The organism is Coprococcus intestinalis, from assembly GCF_023656595.1.
GTDB lineage: Bacteria > Bacillota > Clostridia > Lachnospirales > Lachnospiraceae > Coprococcus_A > Coprococcus_A intestinihominis.
Map to the genome: position 1 here is coordinate 111,673 of NZ_JAMOKJ010000006.1, position 23,803 is coordinate 135,475.

The window sequence follows — 23,803 nt, forward strand, 5'->3', positions numbered from 1 at the left end:
CACTTATCGGTAGATCACCACATGATCCCCTTCCAGAATCTCTGTCTGCCCATTTGGGATGATATTTTCATTATCCCGGCGCACCAATACGATCAGCGTTCCGTGAGGAAGCATCAGCTCCGCAATGGTTTTATTGCACCAGCGATGCTTTGGGGTAATCTCCTGCTCCTCAAGATGTTCCTGACCGCCGGACTCATAGGCCGGAACACTGAGAACAATGGTATCGCCTGCCAGTATCCTTGTATCACCACCGGGAATCAATGTTTCTCCATGACGTTTGATCATCACAGCCAATGAACCTGTAGGCATGCTGACATCTTTCACCAGACGATTCTCCCAGTTATGTCCCTCCGGGATTTCCATCTGCATCATGGTAATTTCTGATGCTTCCTTATAATCATTAAAAGTCATACGGACATCGCAGCTGTCATCCACCATCTTCAGCTTCTCTGCTACAAATGGCAGCAAAGTTCCCTGTATGGCAACGGATAAAAGAGCCACCATAAATACTGTATGAAACAATGTATCTGATGATGACGAACTTGCTGCGATCACCATAATGGCAAACACGATGGAAGCCGCACCTCGAAGCCCCGCCCAGGAGATCATCAGGCACTGCCTGCTACTGCATTTAAAAGGCTTCATAATCAGAAATACCGTAACCGGACGGATGATCACCGTCAGTACGATGGCAATCGCCAGGGATACAAAGAAAATCTGCGGCAGCTTGTGCGGGAAGGACAAAAGCCCCAGCAAGAAGAACAGAACAATCTGAGCCAGACCGGTCATTCCGTCAAAAAACGGGATCAGCGTTTCTTTGCCTCTGATATTGCTGTTTCCCAGCAATATACCCATAAGATAAACCGTCAGAAATGCATTGCCGCCGATGGCCTCAGATAAACCGAAGGCAATCATCACCAGGGCGATCACAAGGATCATATCCATGCCGGCTGCCTGCATCGTTCCCTTTTTCAGTAAAAGAATGCCAAGGGAAGCAGCCGCTGCGCCGATAGCCAAACCGAACACCACCTGGGCAAAAATCATATAGGGCAGGGAGCTGAGACTTCCGCCTGTTTTCATCATGATACCGATCATTGTCAAAAGATAAGCCACCGGGTCGTTACTGCCGCTCTCCATCTCAAGAATAGACGCCGTACCATCCTTTAAATTCAGTTTTTTTGTTCGCAATACTGAGAAGACGCTGGCTGCATCCGTTGATGATAACACAGCCCCCATCAGGAAGGCATCGACGAAATCAAACTTCAAAACCACCAAGCAGAATACCGCTGTCAGGCCGGCTGTCACAACAACACCAATAGTAGAAAGACAGATGGCTTTGACGGCCACTGGTCTTGCTGCGCTCCATTTCATATTGAAACCGCCGTAAAACATGATAAAACAGAGGGCGATAAGGCAGATATTCTGTGCCAATCCATAATCATCAAAGGCAATCCGAAGAATACCGTCACTGCCAAACAGCATCCCCACACCCATAAACAGAATCAACGCCGGCATGCCAACTTTTCCTGACAGTTTCTCGGCCATCAAACATAAAAATAAAACAATTGCAACTAAAATCAGGTTTTGAGCCATAGGCAGTTCCTCCTTCACAGACTTTCAAGGCCTGATGACCAACAACATCTTCAGGCCTGAATCATCAGCTACAAAATTATTCTACCATATTATGGATACCTTTGCCAGTTAGCAGAAGATTCCTTTTCGGATAATCCCTCAAAACGTGATCCGCACATTTTCCAAATTTGCTGCCCATGATCTTTTTACAACGCAAAAAAGCGACTATCCGGCCCCGATATCGCCATTGATAGTCGCTGAATTCATTTGTTCCCACAGAAATATAGATTATCCGTTTTCCATTTATTCTTCAGCATTCTGCATATTTTCGGCAAAAATGCCATATCCTTTAGTAGGCTCATTGACAAAGACATGGGTGACAGCCCCTACCAGCTTTCCATTCTGAATCACAGGGCTGCCGCTCATCCCCTGCAGAATACCGTTTGTTTTTTCCAGCAGCTGTTCATCTGTAATCTGCAGGACAAAATTTTTGTGATCTTTGTTGTTTTTGTCAATCTTCCGAATTTCGGCCGCATAACGATTTGTCTCACCGTTCATTGTGCAGACAATTTGTACCGGACCTTCTGTCACTTCCTCCGGATCGGCCACAGGTACGGCTTTCTCCGGATCATAAGCCAGATAATCCCGATCCACCGTGCCGAAAATACCGCAGCTGCTGTTATCGTTTATCGTTCCAATGCGATTCTTTTTCTGATAGTCGATAGTGCCGACAATTTCTCCAGGTGTTCCCTGGGAACCCTTGACAATCGACAAAATATTAGACTGATAGACCATGCCATGACTGATATCCATGAGAATTCCGGTATCCACATCCGTAATGCCATGTCCCAATGCTGCAAAATTCTGATCCGCATCAATATATGTGATCGTACCAATTCCCTGCGTGTCATCCCGAAGCCATACGCCAATCTTATACCTATCTTCCGCTGTTTCCACCGGTTTCATGGTCAGCATGATCTTTTTTCCATCCCGAAGTACCTCAAAACTGAGCATTTTCCCTTTACAGGATTGGATCAGACTCATCGCCTGACTGGTATTTCGAAGGGTCGTGCCGTTTATACTTAATATATAATCCCCCTCCCGAAACACCGTCTTTGCCGGCTCCAGCACATCATCCTCCAGGTTTGTCACCTTTCCCGTTCCCAGAACCATCACACCCTTCGTGTGAATATAAAGCCCCACCGGCATTCCCACCGGCATCACATACTGCAGCCTGGCTACATCCGCCGACACCTTCGTCAGTCTCTGATCCACTTCATTTTTTCTCGTCTGATAACAATTCATCACAAACCCAAACAAAACAACCAGATTAATCACCAATGCTGCCGTCAGCCATACACGATACTTTCTCATTCGTTCCACACCATCACACACCTTTCTATAAAAACTATGAGAAACACGCTCCGCGAGTTTCTCAAGTTATCGCGACCTCTACACTCCGTTTCGGTCGTTGCTAAACAAGCGCCACTGGCGCTTAGCAACGCCAAGGTCTCGTGCAATCACGGACTTTGGCTCGTTGCTCGCGTAAATAAAAACAGGGACATAATCTCTCGACCGTTCCCTGTTAGTATGTGATGAACAATTTCAATTTAATCTATTTTTTCGACTGCGCCAGATTTTTCATTTCCCGGGCATTCTGCATAACAGCATCCGTAATTTCCACACCGCCCAGCAAACGTGCAATTTCACCAACAGAAGCATCATCAGATAAATGATAAATCTCTGTGATGGTACGCTGCTCCATGGCAGATTTTTCAATAACATAATGATCATCCGCCATAGCCGCAATCTGCGGCAGATGGGTAATGCAGATCACCTGGTGCTTTCTGGCAATTACGGCCATCTTCTCAGAAACCTTCTGTGCCGTACGTCCGCTGATGCCGGTATCAATCTCATCGAAAATCAATGTCTCAATGGCATCCGCATCGGCCAGAACAGATTTGACCGCCAGCATAATTCGCGATAATTCACCGCCGCTGGCTACTTTACCCAGAGGTTTCACTGTTTCTCCCGGATTCGTGGAAATCATAAATTCTATGCTGTCCTGACCATTCTCTGTATAATGGCCCAGGGGTTCACAATGAATCTCAAACCGGACATCCAGAAAATTCAGATCAATCAGTGCTGCTTTAATTCTTTCCTGGAGTACAGCTGCATTGGCTCTTCGAATAGTCGTCAGCTTGTCAGACAAATCTTTAAGCTCTTTCTCTGCCTGATCCAGCTTCATCCGAAGACCGGACAGATAGTTCTCGTAATCATCCAGCTTCTCCAGTTCTTCCTGACACTCTGCCTGGTGAGCAAGAATCTCAGCAATGCTGCTGCCGTATTTTGTCTTCAGACGCTGGATCAGATTCAACCGGTCCTCTGTCTCATGATAAACAGATTCATCAAAAGTGAGACCGGATTCATAATCTGCCAGTTCCCTGTTAAAGTCGTTCAAAAGGCCGTCGATATCTGTCAGCATGCTGATCAGACCGCCAATGGCCTCATCGTATTTCTCAACGGAAGACAGTTCTCTCAGTGCTCTTCCCACCAGGTCTCCCGCTGAGGAAGCGCCTTCATAACCGGTCATGCCGTGGGCCGCCGCCACACTCTCCATCATCTGCCGAGCATGGCTCATCTTGCGAAAAGCCTTATCCAGCTGCTCTTCTTCACCATCCTGCAGATTCGCATTTTCTATTTCTTCTATCTGATACTGCAAAAAAGAAATCTCACTGAGACGTTTTCCCTCATCAGTAATCGCCCCATCCATCTCTTTCTTCAATATCATATATTCCCTGTAACTGTCTTTTAATGCATCTTTGACGGATGCCATTTCTTCCCTGGAAAATTGATCCAAAATAGCCAGGTGCTTATCCTTATGTAAAAGAGACTGATGTTCATGCTGCCCGTGAATATCAATCAAAAGTGCCGCCGCCTGCCTGAGAACAGGCAGTGATACCAGTTCTCCATTAATTCTTGCCACACTCCGGCTGCCGGTAATCCTCCTGGAGATGACCACCTCATCCCCATCCACCGGTATTTCCATTTTCTCGAGCTCTGCAAGGATCTGCGGACTGTTCACTTTAAAATTCAATTCTACAAGGGCATATTCCGCGTCTTTCCTGATCACATCCCTGGAGACCTTACCGCCGAGGGCTGTACTGATGGAACCGATAATGATCGACTTACCGGCGCCTGTCTCACCTGTAAGAATATTCAGATGACCTCCGAAATCAACATCCGCCTCATCAATGAGCGCCATGTTTTTTACATGTATATTCTGAAGCATTTCCTACCTCTGCCTTTTATTGATTGACTACTTTATTGATTCTATTTAACAACATCTCAACATCCGCACCGGAATGAAGGGCACACATCACGGTATCATCACCGGCAATACATCCCGCAAAGCCCGGAAGCTCCATAGCATCCAGTGCCGTTGCTACAGCCATGGCCATACCGGTAGCTGTTTTTACAACCACCAGGTTGGAAGCCTCCATACTGGAAATATAGCCTTCTTTCAGGACTTTGCTCAGTTTGTCGTTCAATCCACGCTCTTTGACAGACATAATCGCATATTTCTGCTTGCCGTCATGGCTGTTGACCTTTGATAAACGCAATTCACGGATATCTCTTGAAATTGTAGCCTGAGTCACGCGAAAACCGGCCTGATTCAGCAAAGAGGCCAGTTCTTCCTGTGTTTCAATCTCATATTTATTCACCAGCTCAATAATCTTCTCATGTCTTTTTAATTTCATTATAATACCCACCCTTTATGCCGTGCCGATTTTGTTCTGAAGAACCTGATAAAAGCTTCTTCCCTTTAATCTGATCAGCTGCGTTGTCTCCTGTGCCTTATATATCTCAATACGGTCACCTGTTTCCAGCTCCTGTGCACTTCTGCCGTCAAAGGTTACCATTGCTTCTTCTTTCTGTGTCTTTCTTCTTCTGCCGATCTCAATCATGATCCTGTCCTCACCGGACACGACAAGACTTCTTGCCTGTAATGAATGCGGACAGATCGGTGTGATCACTATCACATCCGTCTGCGGAAAAATAATCGGACCGCCTGCGGAAAGGCTGTAGCCCGTAGATCCGGTCGGCGTGGAAACGATGATGCCGTCTGCATTATAGATGCTCAAAAGCTCACCATTAACATAAATCTTCAATTCCACCAGTCTTGAAAATCCGGCCCGGGCAATGATCACATCATTGAGGGCAATATTCATCTGTATCTTCTCAGAGCCATGATAAGCAACACCTTCAAGCATCATGCGCTCATCAATGGAACAACTGTCATCCAGCACACTGTCCAGACATTTCGGCAGTTCACTCTTCTCAGCCGAAGTCAGGAATCCCAGTGTTCCGAGATTAATGCCAAGCAGCGGAATATGCCGCTGAAGCAGCTCTCTGGCTGCCTGAAGCAGCGTTCCGTCTCCGCCCAGAACAAGCACACACTCAATATCCTCCGGCATGTCACTGAAATCATAGCGCTGATCACCATCTTTATCAGGCTCACTGATATATCTCGGTATCCAGTAGCTGCCTCCATTTTCCGTAATATAAGTCTTGATCATCCGTGTATAGACAAGTCTCTTGTCTTTGGAATAGTTGGTCAGCAAAGCAAATTTCTTCATTTGAATCCTCCGTCACTTATGGGATTGGGATTTATCCCTTTGCTAACTCCTCATGGGCACGATCAACCACTTCTGCAGGATCCACCGTCCACGCTCCCAAAGGATAATCCTCCGGACGCTTTCTGATATAAACCAGGTATTCAATGTTGCCCTCCGGCCCCTTGATCGGTGAATAGTCCAAATTCAATATTTCAAAATGAATGGATGTCACAAACTGAAGGATCATCTCAATCACTTCCAGATGAACCGCCTTGTCTCTGACTACACCCTTTTTGCCGACTTTTTCTCTTCCGGCCTCAAACTGAGGCTTGATCAGACATACCATTCTGGCATCATCCTGAAGCAGTTCCCTTGCCGGTCCCAGCACCTTCTTCAGTGAAATAAAGGAAACATCCACTGATGCAAAGTCTATCTTCTCCGGTATCTGTTCAGATGTCACATAACGAATATTCGTTTTCTCCATACAGATAACCCTCGGATCCTGACGAAGCTTCCATGCCAGCTGTCCCCGACCCACATCAATAGAATATACATGATCTGCACCATTTTGCAGCATGCAGTCCGTAAATCCTCCGGTGGAAGCACCGATATCCATACAAACCTTGCCTTTGACATCTACTCCGAAAACCTCAATGGCTTTCTCAAGCTTCAAACCGCCTCTGCTGACATAAGGCAATGTATGGCCCTTAATCTCTATCTGTGCCTTCTCCTCATCAAACGTTGTTCCGGCTTTGTCTTCCCTGTTGCCATTGACAAATACATTGCCGGACATAATAATGGCCTTGGCCTTTTCTCTGGATTCAGCCAGATTCCGCTTTACCAGAAGTACATCCAGTCTCTCTTTCATGTTGGTCTATCCATTCCTCTCCAATTTCGACTCTGTATCATTCAAAATGTGCTTAATCTATTAATCATCTGCATCAGACATTGCACTGCAGATGCGTTCAACAATTGAATCTGCATCCATATGCAGTGTTTTCTTCAACTGGTCCACTCCGCCGTGTTCCACATAGACATCCGGAACACCCACATGGATCAGTCTGACATCTTCATGCTTTGCCAACAGATAATCACCGCAGGCTTCACCAAAACCACCCTTTAAGACATTCTCTTCCATGGTGACGATCCACTGGTGATCTCTGCTCAGTCTGTCCAGACATTCTGTGTCCAGCGGACAGACAAAACGGGCATTCACAACCGTTGCGTTAATTCCCTTATCCAGCAGTTTCTCACGAACCTGCACAGCAGTCTGAACCATACTGCCCACTGCCACAAGGGCAATCTTCTCACCCTCAAACATCAGCTCGCTCTTGCCGTATTCAATCGGCGGCCGCATATTCTTAAAGCCTTCATATGCACTGCCCCTCGGATATCGAATGGCGATCGGCCCATGATACTGATAGGCAAAATAAAGCATATCATACAATTCGTATTTATTCTTCGGTGCACAGACGGTCATATTCGGTATCATCGACAAATAAGACAGGTCAAATATGCCCTGATGCGTCTCACCATCAGCACCAACCAGTCCGGCTCTATCCACGCAGAATACAACCGGCAGGTTCTGAATACACACATCGTGGATAATCTGGTCATACGCCCGCTGCAGGAAAGATGAATACACTGCCACAAAAGGATGCATGCCCCCGGCCGCCAGTCCTGCTGCAAAAGTGACTGCATGCTGTTCTGCAATGCCCACATCAAAAAATCTGCCTGGAAAATGCTTTTTAAATGCAGTCAGCCCGGTGCCGTCCGGCATCGCCGCACAGATCGTTACCACATCCGGATGAGCCTTGCCCAGTCTGCATATGGTTTTTGAAAAAACAGATGTATAGGTCAGACTTTTACTTGCAAGGGATTCACCTGTTGCAATATCAAAACTGCCCACGCCGTGAAAGGCTGAAGGATTCTGCTCAGCCGGCACATAGCCCCGGCCTTTCTGTGTCACCACATGCATGACCACCGGCTCATTCAGCCGTTTCAGCGCATTCAGTACACGCACCATCTCTTTAATATCATGCCCGTCAATCGGTCCGATATACTTAATACCGAAATCTTCAAAAAAACCGCCCTTCACAAAAAGCTGTCTGATGGAATCTTTGGATTTCTTCACACTTCTGGCAACAGAATCACCCACATGCGGGATCTGTTTCAGTTTCTTTTCCACATCCATCTTGAAGTCCATATAAGATTCTCTTGTCCGGAGGGCTGTCAGATGCTTCGACAATCCGCCGACATTCTCTGAAATCGACATCTTATTATCATTTAAAACAATGATCATATTGCTCTTCAGATGGGATACGTTATTCAGTGCCTCGTAGGCCATACCGCCGGTCAGGGAACCGTCACCGATAACAGCCACAACGGTCCTGTCCTCACCTTTCAGATCCCTGGCTCTTGCATAACCCAGTGCTGCTGAGATAGATGTGGAACTGTGTCCTGTATCAAAAGCGTCGCAAGGGCTCTCTTTATGCTTCGGAAAACCGCTCATGCCGCCGAAAGTACGCAGTCCGCTGAAGTCCTCTTTACGTCCTGTCAGCAGCTTATGGGTATAAGCCTGATGTCCCACATCCCAGATCAGCTTGTCATTCGGGAAATCCATACACAAATGCAGTGCCATGGTCAATTCTACAACGCCGAGATTGGATGCCAGATGGCCGCCATGTTCACTGACAGACTCTATAATAAACGACCGTATCTCTGAGGCCAGTGCATCATAAGCTTCCGGTTCTATTTTCTTTATATCATTGGCTTCATTGATTCTGTCCAAATACCCAGACATTCTTCACACCTCTATTATCTTCCGTTATTTGTTTCTATGGATCAGATATTCAACAAAATCATATAAAAATGACTTCTCAGGCTCTGTCACTCCTGTCATTTGCGCCAGAATGGCCATTGCCTCCTCTGAATATTCCGCCACATCCTTTTTTGCCTGTTCCAGTCCGTAGACTGTCACCCATGTTGTCTTCTCGTTCTTCTCATCGCTGTGCACCGGTTTGCCAAGCAATACTTCATTGCCGATCACATCCAGCACATCATCCTGGATCTGGAAGGCCATTCCGATATCGCCGGCTGCTTTCTCCACCGCAGCAATCTGTTCATCCGATGCCCCGGCAAGCTGCGCACCGATCATCATCGCTGCTTCAATTAAGGCACCGGTCTTTAATTCGAAAATAAAGCGCAGTGTCTTCTCCGGTATCGGCTTCCCGGTCAGTTCAACATCCACTACCTGTCCGCCGATCATACCGTTGATCCCCGGCTTTGAACTGAGAATTCTAAAAGCTTTCATGACCCTTAGAAGTTCTTCATCATCTCTGGCATAATCCATCGCCTTAGACGCTGTCTCGAAGGCATAATTCAGCAGTGCATCACCTGCCAGGATCGCCATCGCTTCCCCGTAAACCTTATGGGAAGTCAGACGTCCTCTTCTGTAGTCATCATTGTCCAGTGCCGGCAGATCATCATGGATCAGCGAATACGTGTGGATCATCTCAATAGCTGCCATAAAAGGCTCTGCCAATGCCATATCCGTACCGCCGAAAAATCTGTAGGTCTCAGCGATCAGTAATGGACGAATCCGCTTGCCGCCAGCCATCAGGCTGTATCGCATCGCTGAAAAAATCGTCTTCTGAAGCCCCGCTTCTTCCGGAAGCATCCGCTCAAGTAACTTCTCTATATCTGCTGTTTTCTCTTTTAATTCCTGTTCCAATTGCATCTCACAGCCTCCGGACTATTCGTCCTCTTCATCTTCATTTCCATGAATTTCTATAATCTTCTTCTCAACCTTGTCAATCGCACCATTGCAGTATTGCAGGAGCTTCACACCTTCCTGATACAGCTTAAAAGCTTCTTCAAGAGGCAGATCTCTATCTTCCATCTTCGCAGCAAGCGCATCCAGCTCTTCAAATGCTGTCTCCAGTGATTTTGCTTTCGCCATCGTGTATCCTCCTCTTTCAGCTCGTCCGCTTCTTAACCGCTGTTACTTTGCTCTCTATTCTTCCATCCCTGACATCCAAAAGCAGCAGCTGCCCTTTTGTCACCTGTCCGGCTGATGTAATGCCATGTCCTTCTTCATCCGACACATAAGCATAGCCTCGCTCTAACTGTCTGAGAGGCGAAACACCTTCCAGCTTCTGCGTCCGGATTGCCAGTTCTGACTTGGCTGCATCCAGCTTTCGGTTCATGCCAATACGCAGTCTTTCTTCTATCTCCATCAGACGCTGTCGCCTATCGTTCAAACGGGACTGTGGGTTCAAATGTCTGAAAATACGCTGATAGTTCTCCACGCGCTGTCTGTTTCGCAGCACTGCCTGTTCCATGGCATGACTGAGACTCTCCTCATACCCCTGGATCTGACCAAGAATCACCCGCATATCCGGCACAGCCAGTTCGGCAGCCGCTGATGGCGTCGGTGCACGCAGATCAGACACAAAATCAATGATCGTCGTATCGGTCTCATGCCCCACTGCAGAAATCACCGGAACCGAGCATTCATAAACCGCTCTGGCCACAATTTCTTCATTAAAGGCCCATAAATCCTCAATGGATCCGCCGCCGCGCCCGACGATCATCACATCCACGCCGGCTGCTTCCAGCGCATGGATTCCCCGGACAACAGACTGAGCCGCTCCATCTCCCTGTACAGCAGCCGGACAGAACACGATCTGAAGCCACGGATTTCTTCTCAGGGAAACATTAATAATATCCTGTACAGCCGCACCGGTTCTCGCCGTCACAACGCCCAACCTCTTCGGATACTTCGGGATTTTCTGCTTATGTTCCTCATCAAACAGGCCTTCGGCAAGAAGCTTTTTCTTCAATGCTTCATATGCTTCATAAAGCCTGCCTGCGCCTTCCTGTATGATCTCACGGGCATACAGCTGATATTTGCCGTCCCGCTCATACACACTGACACTGCCGTAAACAATCACGGCCATACCTTCCGACATACGGAAATTCAGTCCCTTTCTGTTCCCGGCAAACATCACACAGGCAATCGCTCCTCCACGATCCTTCAATGTAAAATAAATATGCCCTGATGAATGGTACTTGCAATTGGAAACTTCTCCCCGGACATAAATATGATTCAGGGCAAAATCATCCATGAACAGACTTTTGATATACTGATTCACACTTGATACGGAATAGACCTGCTTTCTGTTCATAGCCTTAAATCATCTTCGCAAGCACACCGTTGATAAATGCCGGTGAATTCTCTGATCCGTAGCGTTTTGCCAGTTCTACAGCTTCATTAATAGCTACGCTGACCGGAATATCGTCATCGTACTTCATCTCATAGACAGCCAGTCGGATGATCGTCAGATCCACCTTGCCCATACGCTCTGTCTGCCATCCGACGGAATGTTCATTGACCATGTTATCCAGTTCCGGAATCATTGCCATGATCTTCTCTGTCTTCTGGACAATATAGTCCACTTCTTTCTGTTCAGGATCCGCCAGATATTCAATATAAAACGCTTCCTGCTCTTTCATCTCTTCTTCAGGAAAAAAATCCCTTCGAAATAATAATCTGAAAATATGTTCTCTTAATTCGCGTCTTCCCATTCTTTCCTCCACTGTATTCTATCATTAATTAAAAACAAACTTAAGGACAAATCATACCGGCTCTTGCAAAGCCGGCAGATCTGCCCTCTGCTATTCGTTGTCTATCTTCACATCAGCGACCCGGATGTTCACATCTACAACTTTCAGTCCGGTCATGGTCTCAATTGAGTTCTTCACACGTTCCTGAACAGCTGCTGTTACTTCAGGAATACTGCAGCCATATTCAAGAATGATGGATAAATCTACCCGGATACCGCTGTCTTCAAAAGCAATACGTACACCTTTGGACAAAACCTTCATTCCAAGCTTGCTGACCAGTTCCTTCTGAATATCTCCAGCCATGGCAGCGACACCATCCACTTCGGTTGCTGCTATTCCTGCAATGATCGCCACCACTTCATTGGCGATCTGAACCTCTCCTAAAGGACCATTTTCATATATTGTATAATTCGTATTATTCTCACGTTCATTTGCCATTGTGTCTATACCTCCATATTCATCTGGTTATGTCTATTATACCAAAGTATCCGCCTCTTGAAAAGTATATCTTTTCATATAAAAATGAATACTTATTCCATGGTTGTTATCACAATATCCGACACATTTCTCTCTGTCTTGCGTGTCACGATATCTTCAATCTGCGCTTTCTGTTCATCCGTAATCTCAGCCGCACCCACTATAACATCCACAGAATCATCATTGATGCTGACCACGCTGTCTTTAAAGCCTTTGGCCTCAAGAAGAAGTTCCGCATCCAGCTCTTTTTCTGCTCTGTCGGTCATTCTGTTCATGCTGGCGATCGCATCGGCTTTCATGTCTTCCGATATGTCTGTATTATTGATGATCTCCAGTAAAGAGGCCTCATTTTTTGAACGCACCTGCTCTCTGTTTAATTTAGCAGAAGCACTGAATGCGCCTGCTGAGGCAGAACTGGTAAGTACTGCTTCACCGACCTTTTCCCCTTCCGGTGTCTCTGTATCCGCTGTACTCTCTGCCTCGGCTGATACAGAAGCCAGATCTTCATCCGGAAAAGATGTAATATCTGCCTCCGCACCGGCTGCTGCCTCCTCAGCCTGTATATTTTCCTCCCGGATCTTCTCTGCTGTTTCGGCCGCTGCTTCCTGTTTCACCGGTTTTGTCTGGTCTGCTGTAAAATTCAGATAGCCGGCAATGACGATCATAATTGCCAGAGATGTAATAATGATCTGATTTTTCCTGAAAAGCCGTTTCAAAATACCCTCCTACCTGCTGCTCATTTTTACTACTTTTATTTTATGTACCGGTACATCAAATAATACCTGCACGGCATAAGTAATTTCATTGACCACTGTCTCGTCACCGCCCCCCTGTGCTGCCACCAGCACACCTTCTATTTCCGGTTCTATCTGTTTGACCACATACGGGCTCCCGCCGTTTGAACTGCTGTACACCGTGGATTCAGAGCGGCTTATATTATTATTCGTTGTTGTCTGACCACTCTGTTCCCCCTGCCCGGTTTTATTCTCCGAATAAGTCCTGTCTTTTTCCACCACCTGTTCGCCGTTGTTTTTTAAGGTGATCATCACCTTCACTTCTCCGGCACCTTCCACACTCTCAAGCATGGATTTCAACCTGCTTTCCATAACAGCCGCATAGTGATCTGTATAATTATACGATGTCTCCTGCTTTTTCTCCACTGATGCCTCTGTCTGACCGGATGTTTTCCCTGACTTTCCCCCAACCGGCCATACAGCCACCAGAATCAGCAGCCCCACAAGTGCCAGAAGCATAAACCGGTCTTTTGGCCCTTTGCCGCCATTTTCACCGCTTTTAAACCGCTGCCAGAATGCTTTGAAATCTGCCATTCTCATCGGCCTCCCTACCCCGAATAACCAAAGTGGATCTGACTTTCTGCCATTCCAAGCTGCTGACTCAGCAATTGTCTGAACTGCTTTTTACTCCCGTTATCTGCCTCCATTCCGTCTTCTGACAGCACATGCATAGACACTTCTGTCAGGCATCCGTATGAATCACTGGACACATCTTCATTGACAGAAAGCCGGATCTCCTCTGCCCTTAATCCGCTCATGTCTGCCAGATTCCTGATCTGTTCTGTCATGGCAGCTTTATATTGCTTCATATAATAGGCCTGATATCGTTTTCCATCCTCCCCCTTCATCTGATAGACCTGACTGCCCGTCCTCAGATTCTCAAGCAGACAACTTACCTCACTCCCAATATTGCCCTGAAGCACCTGCCGCAGCGGCGATGTGATCATCAGAATCAGGATAAGGCCGGTACACATATGAAAATATCGCTTGTATTGTGCCGGCAGCAGATGTTCCATATAGCTGCACAAAATCATAAACACAGCCAGTTTTTTTACCCAGACCAGAAGCTGTTCCATATCGGCTCCTTCCCTTATACCGCAACAACCGCAGCCGCGTTGCAGACCACCGCCAGGGAGAGAATAAACATAAGCACACAGCTGACAAGCACATGCAGCAGCATTCCGACCCCCTGTGTCATGGCATCCATTCCTTCAAGAAGGCGTTTTTCCGTAACCGGCTGGATCACTGCCTGTACAATTTTGTATGATAAAAGGACCATACAGACCCGAACCACCGGAACCGCACAGATCAGCAAAATAATCAGCAGGCTTCCCATCCCCAGTACATTTCGGATAAGCACACCGGAGCCAATGACCGCCCCCACAGCTGTATTCATAGCCGTTCCGACCCCCGGCACAGCGGATATAAGCTTATAGGCCACAGTTTCCTTTGCCCGATCGATGGCCGGCAGCAGCATGGTCTGCAAAATGTTGATGCCAAGGATAACACCCACAACGGTGCGGATACTCCAACGGATCAGCAGTGCCAGCAATTCACTGAGTTTTGAAAGATAATCTTCTTTTGAAATATGGTTGACCAGGGCCGTCAGTACATACACCTGTATCATTTTCATAATCAAAGAACTCATCAGCCAGTCCGCAGCAGCAATAGCAATCATCATCAATTCATAATACGCACCGGACAGCAGACTGCCCGTTGTAAATGTCAGAGCCATACAAAACGTCGGCAGCAGCACTTTCATAAATTCTGTCAGTGAATGCAATACATCACGGACAATGGCAGATGTCATCATAAAAGACGTCATCATCAGTGTCATTAACAGTGTATAAGTCAGATAGAAACCGGTTTCCGCCACCTGTTCTTTTGAAAATGCCATGGCAAAATTCGTAAATATCGCACCGATCACTGCAAAACAGGCGATTTTGAATAACAGCTGCTGATTCTCATAAATGCCACCGGCCACCTGTTCCCGGATCATCTGAAACAAAAGCTGTCCGGCCTCAGAAAGGCTTCCTGTCATCAGCTGTTTTAAAATCGCTTTGAAAGATACAGAAGACCTGACGGTCATTGCCTCCGAAACCGCAGCCTCTATTTCAGACAGATCTCCCAGCATGTCCAACGGATCATCCTTATCGTCCGTGTTTTCACCCTCCGGCTGTTCAGAAACACCCTCTCCCCCTCCTGGAGCATCCGATCTGATGTCTTTAACAGCTTCATAACTGATTGATGCCTGTACTTCTTTTGCAGGCTTTATGCAAACACCAGTGACTGTCATTCCAATAAGGACACACACAAAACCGATACCATTCAGCATTTTCTTTCTCAGGATATATTTCCACATTTTAATTTTTGGCCATCTCTCCATTTAGGCTCCGATAAACTCCGTAATGGCGCTCATCAATGTCTGCAGTACCGGAAGGCTCATAACAACGATCGTCAATTTGCCCAGAAGCTCAATCTGTGCCGCAATCGCCTGATAGCCGGCATCTTTGCATATACATGATGCAAAGTCACAGATATAGGCAATGCCTGTGATCCGCAGAAGAATTCTTATATAGACCGGGCTGACTGCCAGATATTCTCCCAGAGTCTGAATACTTCCGGTAATTTTCTGAAGACAGATCAGTGCAAAACCAAAAATAAAAATACCGGCACTTATACTGATCATCGAACTGTATTCCGGCCGGACAGATTTCATATATAAAGCCAGCATGGCGGCCGCGATCCCCATGACAGCTGCTTTGATCACTTCCATTTAGCCGCCTTTCATAACGCAAAAAGCTGCTGAATTGTTTGAAACAATTCATAAATATACGGAATAATCCACATCAATACAAGAATCAGTCCGGCAAGACTCGTCAGAAAAGCCTGGTCATCCCTGCCGGAATGCTTCAATATCTGATTCAATACGGAAATAAGGATGCCGACGGCTGCTATTTTAAAAATTACATTGACTGTCATACCGGACCTCCCGGAAAAATCATATTAACAGGATTATAATAAAAAAACCGGACAAAAGTCCAAGTGCAACACTGAGTTTCTGTTTTTCCTTCATATTTTTCCGAATCATATTTTGATTGTCTTCAATCTGTGCCATACAGGCTTCCAGGGATGACAGCTGCATCTGTCGGTCCAGATACCCAAGCTGACTGCCGGACTCCAGAAAAATCTGTTTATCCTCCTTTGTCAGATAGGTGTTATTCAGACATTTTTCAATTTCCGCCTGCCATAAAGTTTTCAATGATTGCCCATCCATTCGGCGCATTTGCTCTGATAGGCCATGATAAAAATCTGAGAAGGGCTTTTCCTGACGAAGGGCTATCTGATCGATGGCTTCCGGAAGTTCTGCCCCTGTATACCTGATTTCACCATGCAGCATTCTAAGTGACCGCTGCATCTGTCCCAGCTGTACATAGCGCCTCTTCCAGGAGACACCCATAGCCAGTCCTGCTCCGCCGCATCCTGTCATGACACAGATCGCCCCGATGATTTTGATAAAGAAAATCCATGTCTGCATTAAGAATAGCCTCCACTTTGCCGACTGTATTCTTTCGGCTGAGTATAACATACCGTTCAAATATTTTTTCCTCAGCCATCTGCCGAAGGGCCGGCCGCATCTGCATTTTTTCCATCGAAGCGCCATGTGCCGTTGCCAGCAGACAACAACCGCAATTCATGACAGCGTCTATCGCCTCCTTATCTGTCCTGCTGCCGATCTCATCCACCGCCAGAATCTCCGGTGTCATGGACCTCAGCATCATTTGCATACCCATATGTTTGGCGCAGCCATCCAGCACATCCGTCCGAATACCCATATCATTCTGCGGAATACCGCGATAGCAGGCAGCGATCTCTGAACGTTCATCCACCACTCCCACTCTTCGTCCCGCTTCCTGTCCACAGCCATTGGAAAACTGTCGGATCACATCCCGAAGCATCGTTGTCTTTCCGCACCCCGGCGGCGACAGGATTAATGTACTGCAGGGTCTGCCCTCTTCATACAGCCAGGGCATTAATTCATCGGCACAGCCCCTGACCTCATGGGCCAGACGGACATTCAAAAATGTAATAGGACGTATACTCCTGATACCATTTCCATCCGACAGAACTTTTCCTGCTATGCCCACCCGATGTCCGCCCTGAATGGTCAGAAATCCCTGTCGTATTTCCTCCTCATAAGCATAGATGGAATAATGACTGAGATACGTCATTGTCTCTTGAATTTCCTGTGCCGAAACATGATAAGCTGCCGATGATTCTGTCACAATATTACCTTCCGGGCCTGCCAGATATTCTTTGCTATCATATAAAATCATCAAAGGCCTGCCCGCCCGCAGCCGGATTTCCTGAAGTCTGCCTATATGCACCGGCAATGCCGTCAATATTTTCCTGATACGAGCGGAAAAAATCTTCATCAGCTGCTCTTTTCTATCCATTGGCATCACCTCTGGTAAGAAATATATTCAGCTGATGAAGATTTTATGATTGGTTGTCTCTGTTACCTATGATAGGATACCATTAACGATCCCATTTGTCACAGAGATTATTGATCTCATTGGTAAATCGGGTCAGATCCTTGTTGGTTCCGCCTTCATTGTGGCGGATCACAAGCATCAGGCGGCGTCCTGCATTAAGCAGACGTTCAAAGACTGTCGCTGCCTTGCGCTGCATCGCCTTCTTCGGCGTAACTCGTACCGGTTCCGGAGCCTGCAGACATTCATTCGTCAACAGGTCATATTCCGCACCGGTATATGGTGCTACTGCATCAATCCCTAATTCGTCTTTGATCCTGGCTGCAAATACATCTGTCACTGTATCCTCACCATGAACAACGAAAACTCTCTTCGGCTTCTTCTCAAAGGCCCCGATCCATTTCATCAGGCCTTCGCAGTCTGCATGACCGCTGACGCCTGCCAGGGAAGTGATCTCTGCCTGTACTTCAATGGTCTCGCCAAAAAGCTTCACTTCCGTCGCGCCTTCCACAAGATTACGTCCCAGTGTGCCTACGGACTGATAGCCGACAAAGAGGATCGTACATTCCGGACGCCACAGATTATGTTTCAGATGATGACGGATACGGCCGGCATCACACATACCGGAAGCAGATATGATCACCTTCGGTGTCGTGGATACATTGATTGCAATGGAATCATCACTTGTAACGGCCGTCTTCAGACCCGGAAAACTGATCGGATTGATACCCTGTTTGATCAGTGCCATCGCATCATCATCATAATATCCCGGTACATTCCTGTTGAAAACATTCGTTGCTTCCACTGCCAGTGGACTGTCCACATACACCTCAAAATTATCATGGTTCTTCACAAGGCCTTCCGCCTTAATCTGCCTGATAAAGTAAAGCATCTCCTGAGTTCGTCCAACAGCAAAGGAAGGAATGACTACATTGCCGCCCCGGTCAAATGTCCGTTGGATGATTGCTGTCAATTCCTTGATATAATCCGGACGCGGGCCATGGCTTCTGTCCCCATACGTGGATTCCATAATGACATAATCCGCATCCTTAATATAATGTGGATTCTTGATGATCGGCTGATTCGTATTGCCGATATCACCGGAAAATACAAGCTTCTTCGTCACACCCTGTTCTGTCACCCATACCTCGATGCTGGCTGACCCCAGCAAATGTCCCGCATCCACAAAACGGATTTCTATCCCTTCGCATACCTGTATCTTCTCCTCATACCGGCATGGTACAAAATACTGCAGAATCCCCACTGCATCTTCCGTGGTATAAATCGGTACAATCGGCGGTATGCCCGCACGCTTGCCCTTACGATTCTTCCACTCCGCTTCAAATTCCTGGATATGCGCACTGTCAAGCAACATGATCTGGCAGAGCTGCTGTGTTGCCTCTGTTGTATAAACACTACCTTTGAACCCCTGATTATACAATAAAGGCAGCATTCCCGAATGATCAATATGGGCATGTGTCAAAAAAACGTAATCCACATCAGAAGCAGGAACCGGAATTTCCTGATTCTCATAAAGATTCTTGCCTTGCTCCATACCACAGTCAATGAGAATCTTCTTGCCTGCCGCTTCGAGATAATGCTTGCTGCCTGTTACCTCATGTGCCGCTCCCGAAAAAAACAGCTTCATAAAAAAGCCCCCCTTCTTTGGTAATATTATACCAAAACCAGGGAGGCTATGCCACATTATTTGTAATATTTAATACACTTATTATAAGTTGTCTAAAAAGTGACGGTCAATTCGGCAATCATGCAGCAACATAACCTTTACTCATCCTCATTCAGTGCTTCCTCAGGCGCCATCGCATAAGTTTCGATGAGTTCCCATATCTCATCACGGCCCTGCTTTGTCACCGCAGAATACGGAACAATCGGTGTGCCTTCTGCTACATTCAGCCCTTCACGGATCAGCTTCAGTTGTTTCTGAACCTGGCTTCGCTTGATCTTGTCCAGCTTTGTGGCGATAATCGCCGGATAAAAGCCGTTTTCAATGATCCAACTGTACATATGCTTATCATTGGCTGACGGTTCATGACGGATATCCACTAACAGAAAGACCATGCGGAGCTGTCTGGATTTTCGGAGATAATTCTCGATCATCTTGCCCCATTTTGCCTTGACAGCCTGTGAAACATTGGCAAAACCATAACCCGGAAGATCGACAATATAAATCTCATCATTCACATTGTAATAGTTGATGGTCTGGGTCTTGCCCGGCTGCTGGGAAACTCTTGCATAGGCTTTTCTGTTCATCAGACCGTTGATCAGTGAGGATTTGCCTACATTGGACTTACCGGAAAAAGCAACCTCAGGATGCTGGTTTTCCGGCAGCGTACTTGTAATACCGCATACTGTTTCCAAATTTACATTCTTTATAACCATTCTTCTTCTCCTGCCAAAACCTTAACTGTTTGCTGCCTGTGCCTTCGGCATACTCTCCAGCGCCACCGGAAGAATATCTGCCATTGTGGATGCATAAACAAACTTCAGATCTTTCGTGATCTCTTTGTCCAGTTCTTTGATATCTCTTCGGTTTTTCTCCGGTACGATCACTGTGTGAATACCTGCCACCTTAGCCGCAATGGACTTCTCACGAAGACCGCCGATTGGAAGCACACGGCCTCTCAAGGTAATCTCACCTGTCATTGCCACATCTGCACGAACCGGAGTACCTGTAATGGCAGAAAGCATCGCTGTTGCCATGGTCACGCCTGCTGAAGGACCATCCTTTGGTACAGCCCCTTCAGGAATGTGGATATGAATGTCATTTTTCTCAAAAAATTCCCTGTCTATATTGAACTGGTCGCTGACAGAACGAATATAGCTGATGGCTGCCATGGCCGATTCCTTCATGACATCCCCCAGATGTCCGGTCAGTTCAAACTTGCCTTTGCCCGGCATTACATTGACCTCGATAGAAAGGGTATCACCGCCTACACTGGTCCATGCCAGTCCCCGGACGATGCCAATCTCATTCTTCGCATTGGCCATCTCATAATCATATTTCTTCGTGCCAAGGAAATGTTCCAAGTTCTTCTCTGTCACTTTGACATTCTTCTTGCCGTCCTGCAGGATCATGCGTGCTGTCTTTCGGCAGATATCGCCCAGACAGCGTTCCAGACCACGGACACCGGACTCACGGGTATAGTAGAGAATGATATCTTCAATGGCCTTATCGCTGATCGTCAGCTGTTTCGCCTTAATGCCGTTGGCTTTCATCTGCTTCTCGATCAGATGCTCTTTGGCAATATGAAGCTTCTCATTCTGTGTATACGTATTGATCTCGATGATCTCCATACGGTCTAACAGCGGACGCGGAATGGTGGACAAACTATTGGCTGTTGCGATAAACAGCACATCAGAAAGATCCAGTGGAAGTTCCAGATAATTGTCTCTGAACTTGCTGTTCTGCTCAGAATCCAACACTTCCAGCAGTGCGGAAAATGTATCCCCTTTATAGTCTGTGCTGACTTTGTCAATCTCATCCAAAAGCATGACTGGATTTTTTACACCAGCATGAGAAAGTCCGGACGCAATACGTCCCGGCATGGCACCGATATAGGTTCTTCGGTGTCCTCGGATCTCTGCTTCATCATGAACACCGCCAAGACTGATGCGGACATATTTCTTGTTCAAAGCTCTCGCAATAGAACGTGCAATGGATGTCTTACCTGTTCCCGGCGGGCCCACCAGACAAAGGATCGGGCTGTCTCCCTTTTTCGTCAGTAATCTGACGGAAAGGAATTCGAGAATTCTCTCTTTGACCTTTTCCAGTCCATAATGATCCTCTCGCAAAATCTTCGCTGCTTTGTCAATATTCTTGTTATCACGGCTTGTCTTGCTCCATGGCATTTCAAACAATGTATCAATATAGGTTCTGAGAACACCTGTCTCCGCTGAATTGCCTGCGGATGCCTTAAAGCGTGAAATTTCCTTCTCAAGCTTCTCTTTTACAACATCCGGTGCCTTCAGTTCTTCCAGTTTCTTCTCATACTCATCGATTTCAGACTGCATGTCATCGCCCAGTTCTTCACGGATCAGCTTCATCTGCTCACGCAGCACATAATCCCGCTGATTCTTCTCAAGACGGCTCTTGACCTTGTTCTGAATATCCTGGTTGATCAGAAGAACATCGTATTCCTTCTCCATGATACGACATAATTCTTCATACCGCTCACGGAAATCCATCTTCTCTGCCAATGTCTGTCTATCCTGCCAACGCATCGGCATGTTGGCACAGAGCTGATTCGTCAGTTTAACAATATCCTCTGCCTGTTCCATCTGTCTTGTGATCTCCGGACCAAACTTGGCACCGGCATCGATAAATTTCTGAACGATTTCCTCAAGGACACGGCGCATAGCCTCTGCCTCGTTCTCATTCTCCACCTTTTCTTCTCTGTCATGAATAATGACATCCGTCAGCAAATAGGGAGACACCGAAATCATCTCGTCCAGTTCTGCCCTGAATTTGCCCTCTGCCACAACACGGACCATATTCTCAGGCATCTTGACGATCTGTTTCACCTTCGCCATAGCACCTGCCGTATAAAGGTCTTCCTGTTTCGGATCTTCCTCATCCGGATCTTTCTGTGCCGCAAGAAAAACCATCTGGTCTTTGACCATGGCTGCTTCCAATGCAGCAATAGACTTCTTACGGCTTACATCAAAATGCAGGATCATATCCGGCAGACATACAAGTCCTCTCAATGCCACTGCCGGCATTCTGCAGTTAATATCACTCATCTCTTTTGTTCACCTTCTTATCATTGGTTGCTTGATCTATTTCATTTGTCTGTTTTCTGTATCTGGCCCTAAATTTTTCCAAATTCTATCATAAAAAGGCTGCCGTATCATTTCAACCGGCAGCCTTGTGAATCCTATGCGATTTCTCCGCTGTTCTTGCGGGATGACTTCTTCGTCTGTCCCTTCTTAGATGGGAGCTGCGGCTCACCGTGAACCAGCTCTGGAGCTGCCTGTCCATCAACAACAGCTTTGGTGATAATACACTTCTCAACTGTTTCGTCTGACGGCAGTGTAAACATTGTATCCATCAAAACATTCTCAACAATGGAACGTAATCCTCTGGCACCGGTATTTCTCATGAATGAGCGATGGGCAATTTCATGAACAGCCTCATCTTCAAACTCAAGATCCACACCATCCAGCTGGAACAGTTTCTTGTACTGCTTGATGATCGCACTCTTCGGTTCTGTCAGAACACGAACAAGGGCATCCTCATCCAGCAGATCAAGGGATACACTGACAGGCACACGACCTACAAACTCAGGGATCAGGCCATATTTGACAAAATCCTGAGGCAGTGCCTGTTTCATCAGCTCACTGACATTCTGCTCTTCTTCCTTCACATGAATATCTGCATTAAATCCGATGGACTGACCGCCTGTTCTTGATTCGACAATCTTGTCCAGGCCATCAAAAGCACCGCCGCAGATAAACAGAATGTTCGTTGTATCAATCTGAAGAAATTCCTGATGCGGATGCTTCCTGCCGCCCTGAGGCGGAACAGATGCCACCGTACCCTCCAGGATCTTCAAAAGTGCCTGCTGAACACCTTCACCGGAAACATCTCTTGTAATAGAGACATTCTCGGACTTCTTCGTGATCTTGTCGATCTCATCGATATAAATAATACCTCTTTCGGCTTTCTCAATGTCATAATCTGCTGCCTGAATCAGTTTCAGCAGAATATTCTCCACATCTTCACCGACATAACCTGCTTCTGTCAGAGCTGTTGCATCTGCGATAGCAAACGGTACATTCAAAATCTTAGCCAGTGTCTGTGCCAAAAGTGTTTTGCCGGAACCGGTAGGTCCTACCATAATAATATTGCTCTTCTGCAATTCCACATCATTGCCGGCGTTGGATGCGATTCTCTTGTAATGATTATAAACAGCGACGGATAAAACCTTCTTGGCCTGTTCCTGTCCGATAACGTACTGATCAAGGAAATTCTTAATCTCAACAGGTTTCAGCAGGTTAAAGTCCGCATCGTTCTGATCCTCTTCCATCTCATCTTCGATGATCTCCATGCAGATATCTACGCATTCATCACAAATAAATGCATTCGGACCTGCAATAAGCTTACGGACCTGATCCTGTGTTTTATTACAAAAAGAACATCTTGGCTGCTTCTTGTCATCAATACGACTTGCCATATACTACCTCTTTTACTTCAAGACTT

General features: G+C 46.6%; 24 protein-coding genes. All 24 read right to left on the reverse strand.

Features of this window, described 5'->3' with window-relative positions:
• Window positions 1-3: 3 nt before the first annotated feature.
• The 24 genes from NBH03_RS06510 to clpX all read right to left on the reverse strand — a co-directional run bounded on the left by NBH03_RS06510 (window position 4) and on the right by clpX (window position 23,777).
• A complete protein-coding gene (locus tag NBH03_RS06510) occupies window positions 4-1,593 on the reverse strand; it encodes a potassium/proton antiporter (RefSeq protein ID WP_117541618.1) in 1,590 nt (529 codons plus the stop codon).
• A gap of 282 nt (window positions 1,594-1,875) precedes the next feature.
• Window positions 1,876-2,946 carry a SpoIVB peptidase gene (gene spoIVB, locus NBH03_RS06515; protein ID WP_250798375.1) on the reverse strand — a complete coding sequence of 357 codons (1,071 nt, stop codon included), beginning with the start codon at window positions 2,944-2,946 and terminating at the stop codon, window positions 1,876-1,878.
• A 241-nt stretch (window positions 2,947-3,187) separates the two neighbouring features.
• The gene (recN, locus tag NBH03_RS06520; protein ID WP_250798305.1) at window positions 3,188-4,864 is read right to left on the reverse strand and encodes a DNA repair protein RecN; all 1,677 of its coding nucleotides are present in this window, start codon (window positions 4,862-4,864) and stop codon (window positions 3,188-3,190) included.
• Between the two features lie 16 nt (window positions 4,865-4,880).
• On the reverse strand, window positions 4,881-5,333 hold the full coding sequence (locus NBH03_RS06525) for an arginine repressor (protein ID WP_250798307.1): 453 nt from the start codon (window positions 5,331-5,333) through the stop codon (window positions 4,881-4,883).
• A gap of 15 nt (window positions 5,334-5,348) precedes the next feature.
• Window positions 5,349-6,212, reverse strand: coding sequence for an NAD(+)/NADH kinase (locus NBH03_RS06530; RefSeq protein WP_215688966.1), 864 nt, complete (start codon window positions 6,210-6,212; stop codon window positions 5,349-5,351).
• Window positions 6,213-6,243: 31 nt separating this feature from the next.
• Window positions 6,244-7,059, reverse strand: coding sequence for a TlyA family RNA methyltransferase (locus tag NBH03_RS06535; protein WP_215688965.1), 816 nt, complete (start codon window positions 7,057-7,059; stop codon window positions 6,244-6,246).
• Between the two features lie 60 nt (window positions 7,060-7,119).
• Entirely contained in the window at window positions 7,120-8,994 is a 1,875-nt protein-coding gene (gene dxs, locus NBH03_RS06540) for a 1-deoxy-D-xylulose-5-phosphate synthase (RefSeq protein WP_215688964.1), read from the reverse strand.
• A 24-nt stretch (window positions 8,995-9,018) separates the two neighbouring features.
• On the reverse strand, window positions 9,019-9,930 hold the full coding sequence (locus NBH03_RS06545; protein WP_250798312.1) for a polyprenyl synthetase family protein: 912 nt from the start codon (window positions 9,928-9,930) through the stop codon (window positions 9,019-9,021).
• Window positions 9,931-9,945: 15 nt separating this feature from the next.
• The gene (gene xseB, locus NBH03_RS06550; protein WP_215688962.1) at window positions 9,946-10,152 is read right to left on the reverse strand and encodes an exodeoxyribonuclease VII small subunit; all 207 of its coding nucleotides are present in this window, start codon (window positions 10,150-10,152) and stop codon (window positions 9,946-9,948) included.
• Window positions 10,153-10,168: 16 nt separating this feature from the next.
• Window positions 10,169-11,380 carry an exodeoxyribonuclease VII large subunit gene (gene xseA / locus NBH03_RS06555; protein ID WP_250798322.1) on the reverse strand — a complete coding sequence of 404 codons (1,212 nt, stop codon included), beginning with the start codon at window positions 11,378-11,380 and terminating at the stop codon, window positions 10,169-10,171.
• Window positions 11,381-11,384: 4 nt separating this feature from the next.
• Window positions 11,385-11,780, reverse strand: a complete 396-nt coding sequence (nusB, locus tag NBH03_RS06560) for a transcription antitermination factor NusB (protein WP_227082299.1) — start codon at window positions 11,778-11,780, stop codon at window positions 11,385-11,387.
• 90 nt (window positions 11,781-11,870) lie between these two features.
• The gene (locus tag NBH03_RS06565) at window positions 11,871-12,257 is read right to left on the reverse strand and encodes an Asp23/Gls24 family envelope stress response protein (RefSeq protein WP_250798327.1); all 387 of its coding nucleotides are present in this window, start codon (window positions 12,255-12,257) and stop codon (window positions 11,871-11,873) included.
• Window positions 12,258-12,349: 92 nt separating this feature from the next.
• The gene (locus NBH03_RS06570; RefSeq protein WP_117528556.1) at window positions 12,350-13,012 is read right to left on the reverse strand and encodes a SpoIIIAH-like family protein; all 663 of its coding nucleotides are present in this window, start codon (window positions 13,010-13,012) and stop codon (window positions 12,350-12,352) included.
• Between the two features lie 9 nt (window positions 13,013-13,021).
• Window positions 13,022-13,624, reverse strand: a complete 603-nt coding sequence (locus NBH03_RS06575) for a SpoIIIAG-related protein (protein WP_250798329.1) — start codon at window positions 13,622-13,624, stop codon at window positions 13,022-13,024.
• 14 nt (window positions 13,625-13,638) lie between these two features.
• A complete protein-coding gene (locus NBH03_RS06580) occupies window positions 13,639-14,166 on the reverse strand; it encodes a stage III sporulation protein AF (protein ID WP_250798330.1) in 528 nt (175 codons plus the stop codon).
• A gap of 14 nt (window positions 14,167-14,180) precedes the next feature.
• Window positions 14,181-15,452 (reverse strand): stage III sporulation protein AE, encoded by a 1,272-nt coding sequence (locus NBH03_RS06585; protein ID WP_250798334.1) that lies wholly within the window; start codon window positions 15,450-15,452, stop codon window positions 14,181-14,183.
• Window positions 15,453-15,476: 24 nt separating this feature from the next.
• The gene (locus NBH03_RS06590; RefSeq protein WP_015512685.1) at window positions 15,477-15,866 is read right to left on the reverse strand and encodes a SpoIIIAC/SpoIIIAD family protein; all 390 of its coding nucleotides are present in this window, start codon (window positions 15,864-15,866) and stop codon (window positions 15,477-15,479) included.
• 11 nt (window positions 15,867-15,877) lie between these two features.
• Complete coding sequence (spoIIIAC, locus tag NBH03_RS06595) at window positions 15,878-16,072, reverse strand: stage III sporulation protein AC (RefSeq protein ID WP_015512684.1); 195 nt, start codon at window positions 16,070-16,072, stop codon at window positions 15,878-15,880.
• Window positions 16,073-16,091: 19 nt separating this feature from the next.
• Entirely contained in the window at window positions 16,092-16,550 is a 459-nt protein-coding gene (locus NBH03_RS06600) for a stage III sporulation protein AB (RefSeq protein WP_250798335.1), read from the reverse strand.
• Window positions 16,492-17,547 carry a stage III sporulation protein AA gene (gene spoIIIAA, locus NBH03_RS06605; RefSeq protein ID WP_250798337.1) on the reverse strand — a complete coding sequence of 352 codons (1,056 nt, stop codon included), beginning with the start codon at window positions 17,545-17,547 and terminating at the stop codon, window positions 16,492-16,494. The genes NBH03_RS06600 and spoIIIAA overlap by 59 nt, the downstream gene beginning before the upstream one ends.
• An 82-nt stretch (window positions 17,548-17,629) precedes the next feature.
• Window positions 17,630-19,231, reverse strand: a complete 1,602-nt coding sequence (locus NBH03_RS06610; RefSeq protein ID WP_215688946.1) for an MBL fold metallo-hydrolase RNA specificity domain-containing protein — start codon at window positions 19,229-19,231, stop codon at window positions 17,630-17,632.
• 137 nt (window positions 19,232-19,368) lie between these two features.
• Window positions 19,369-19,983: a ribosome biogenesis GTP-binding protein YihA/YsxC gene (gene yihA / locus NBH03_RS06615; protein ID WP_117528562.1), complete on the reverse strand. Its 615-nt coding sequence runs from the start codon at window positions 19,981-19,983 to the stop codon at window positions 19,369-19,371.
• Window positions 19,984-20,004: 21 nt separating this feature from the next.
• Window positions 20,005-22,344 carry an endopeptidase La gene (gene lon / locus NBH03_RS06620; RefSeq protein WP_250798341.1) on the reverse strand — a complete coding sequence of 780 codons (2,340 nt, stop codon included), beginning with the start codon at window positions 22,342-22,344 and terminating at the stop codon, window positions 20,005-20,007.
• 134 nt (window positions 22,345-22,478) lie between these two features.
• Window positions 22,479-23,777, reverse strand: coding sequence for an ATP-dependent Clp protease ATP-binding subunit ClpX (clpX, locus tag NBH03_RS06625; RefSeq protein ID WP_015512678.1), 1,299 nt, complete (start codon window positions 23,775-23,777; stop codon window positions 22,479-22,481).
• Window positions 23,778-23,803 lie beyond the last annotated feature (26 nt).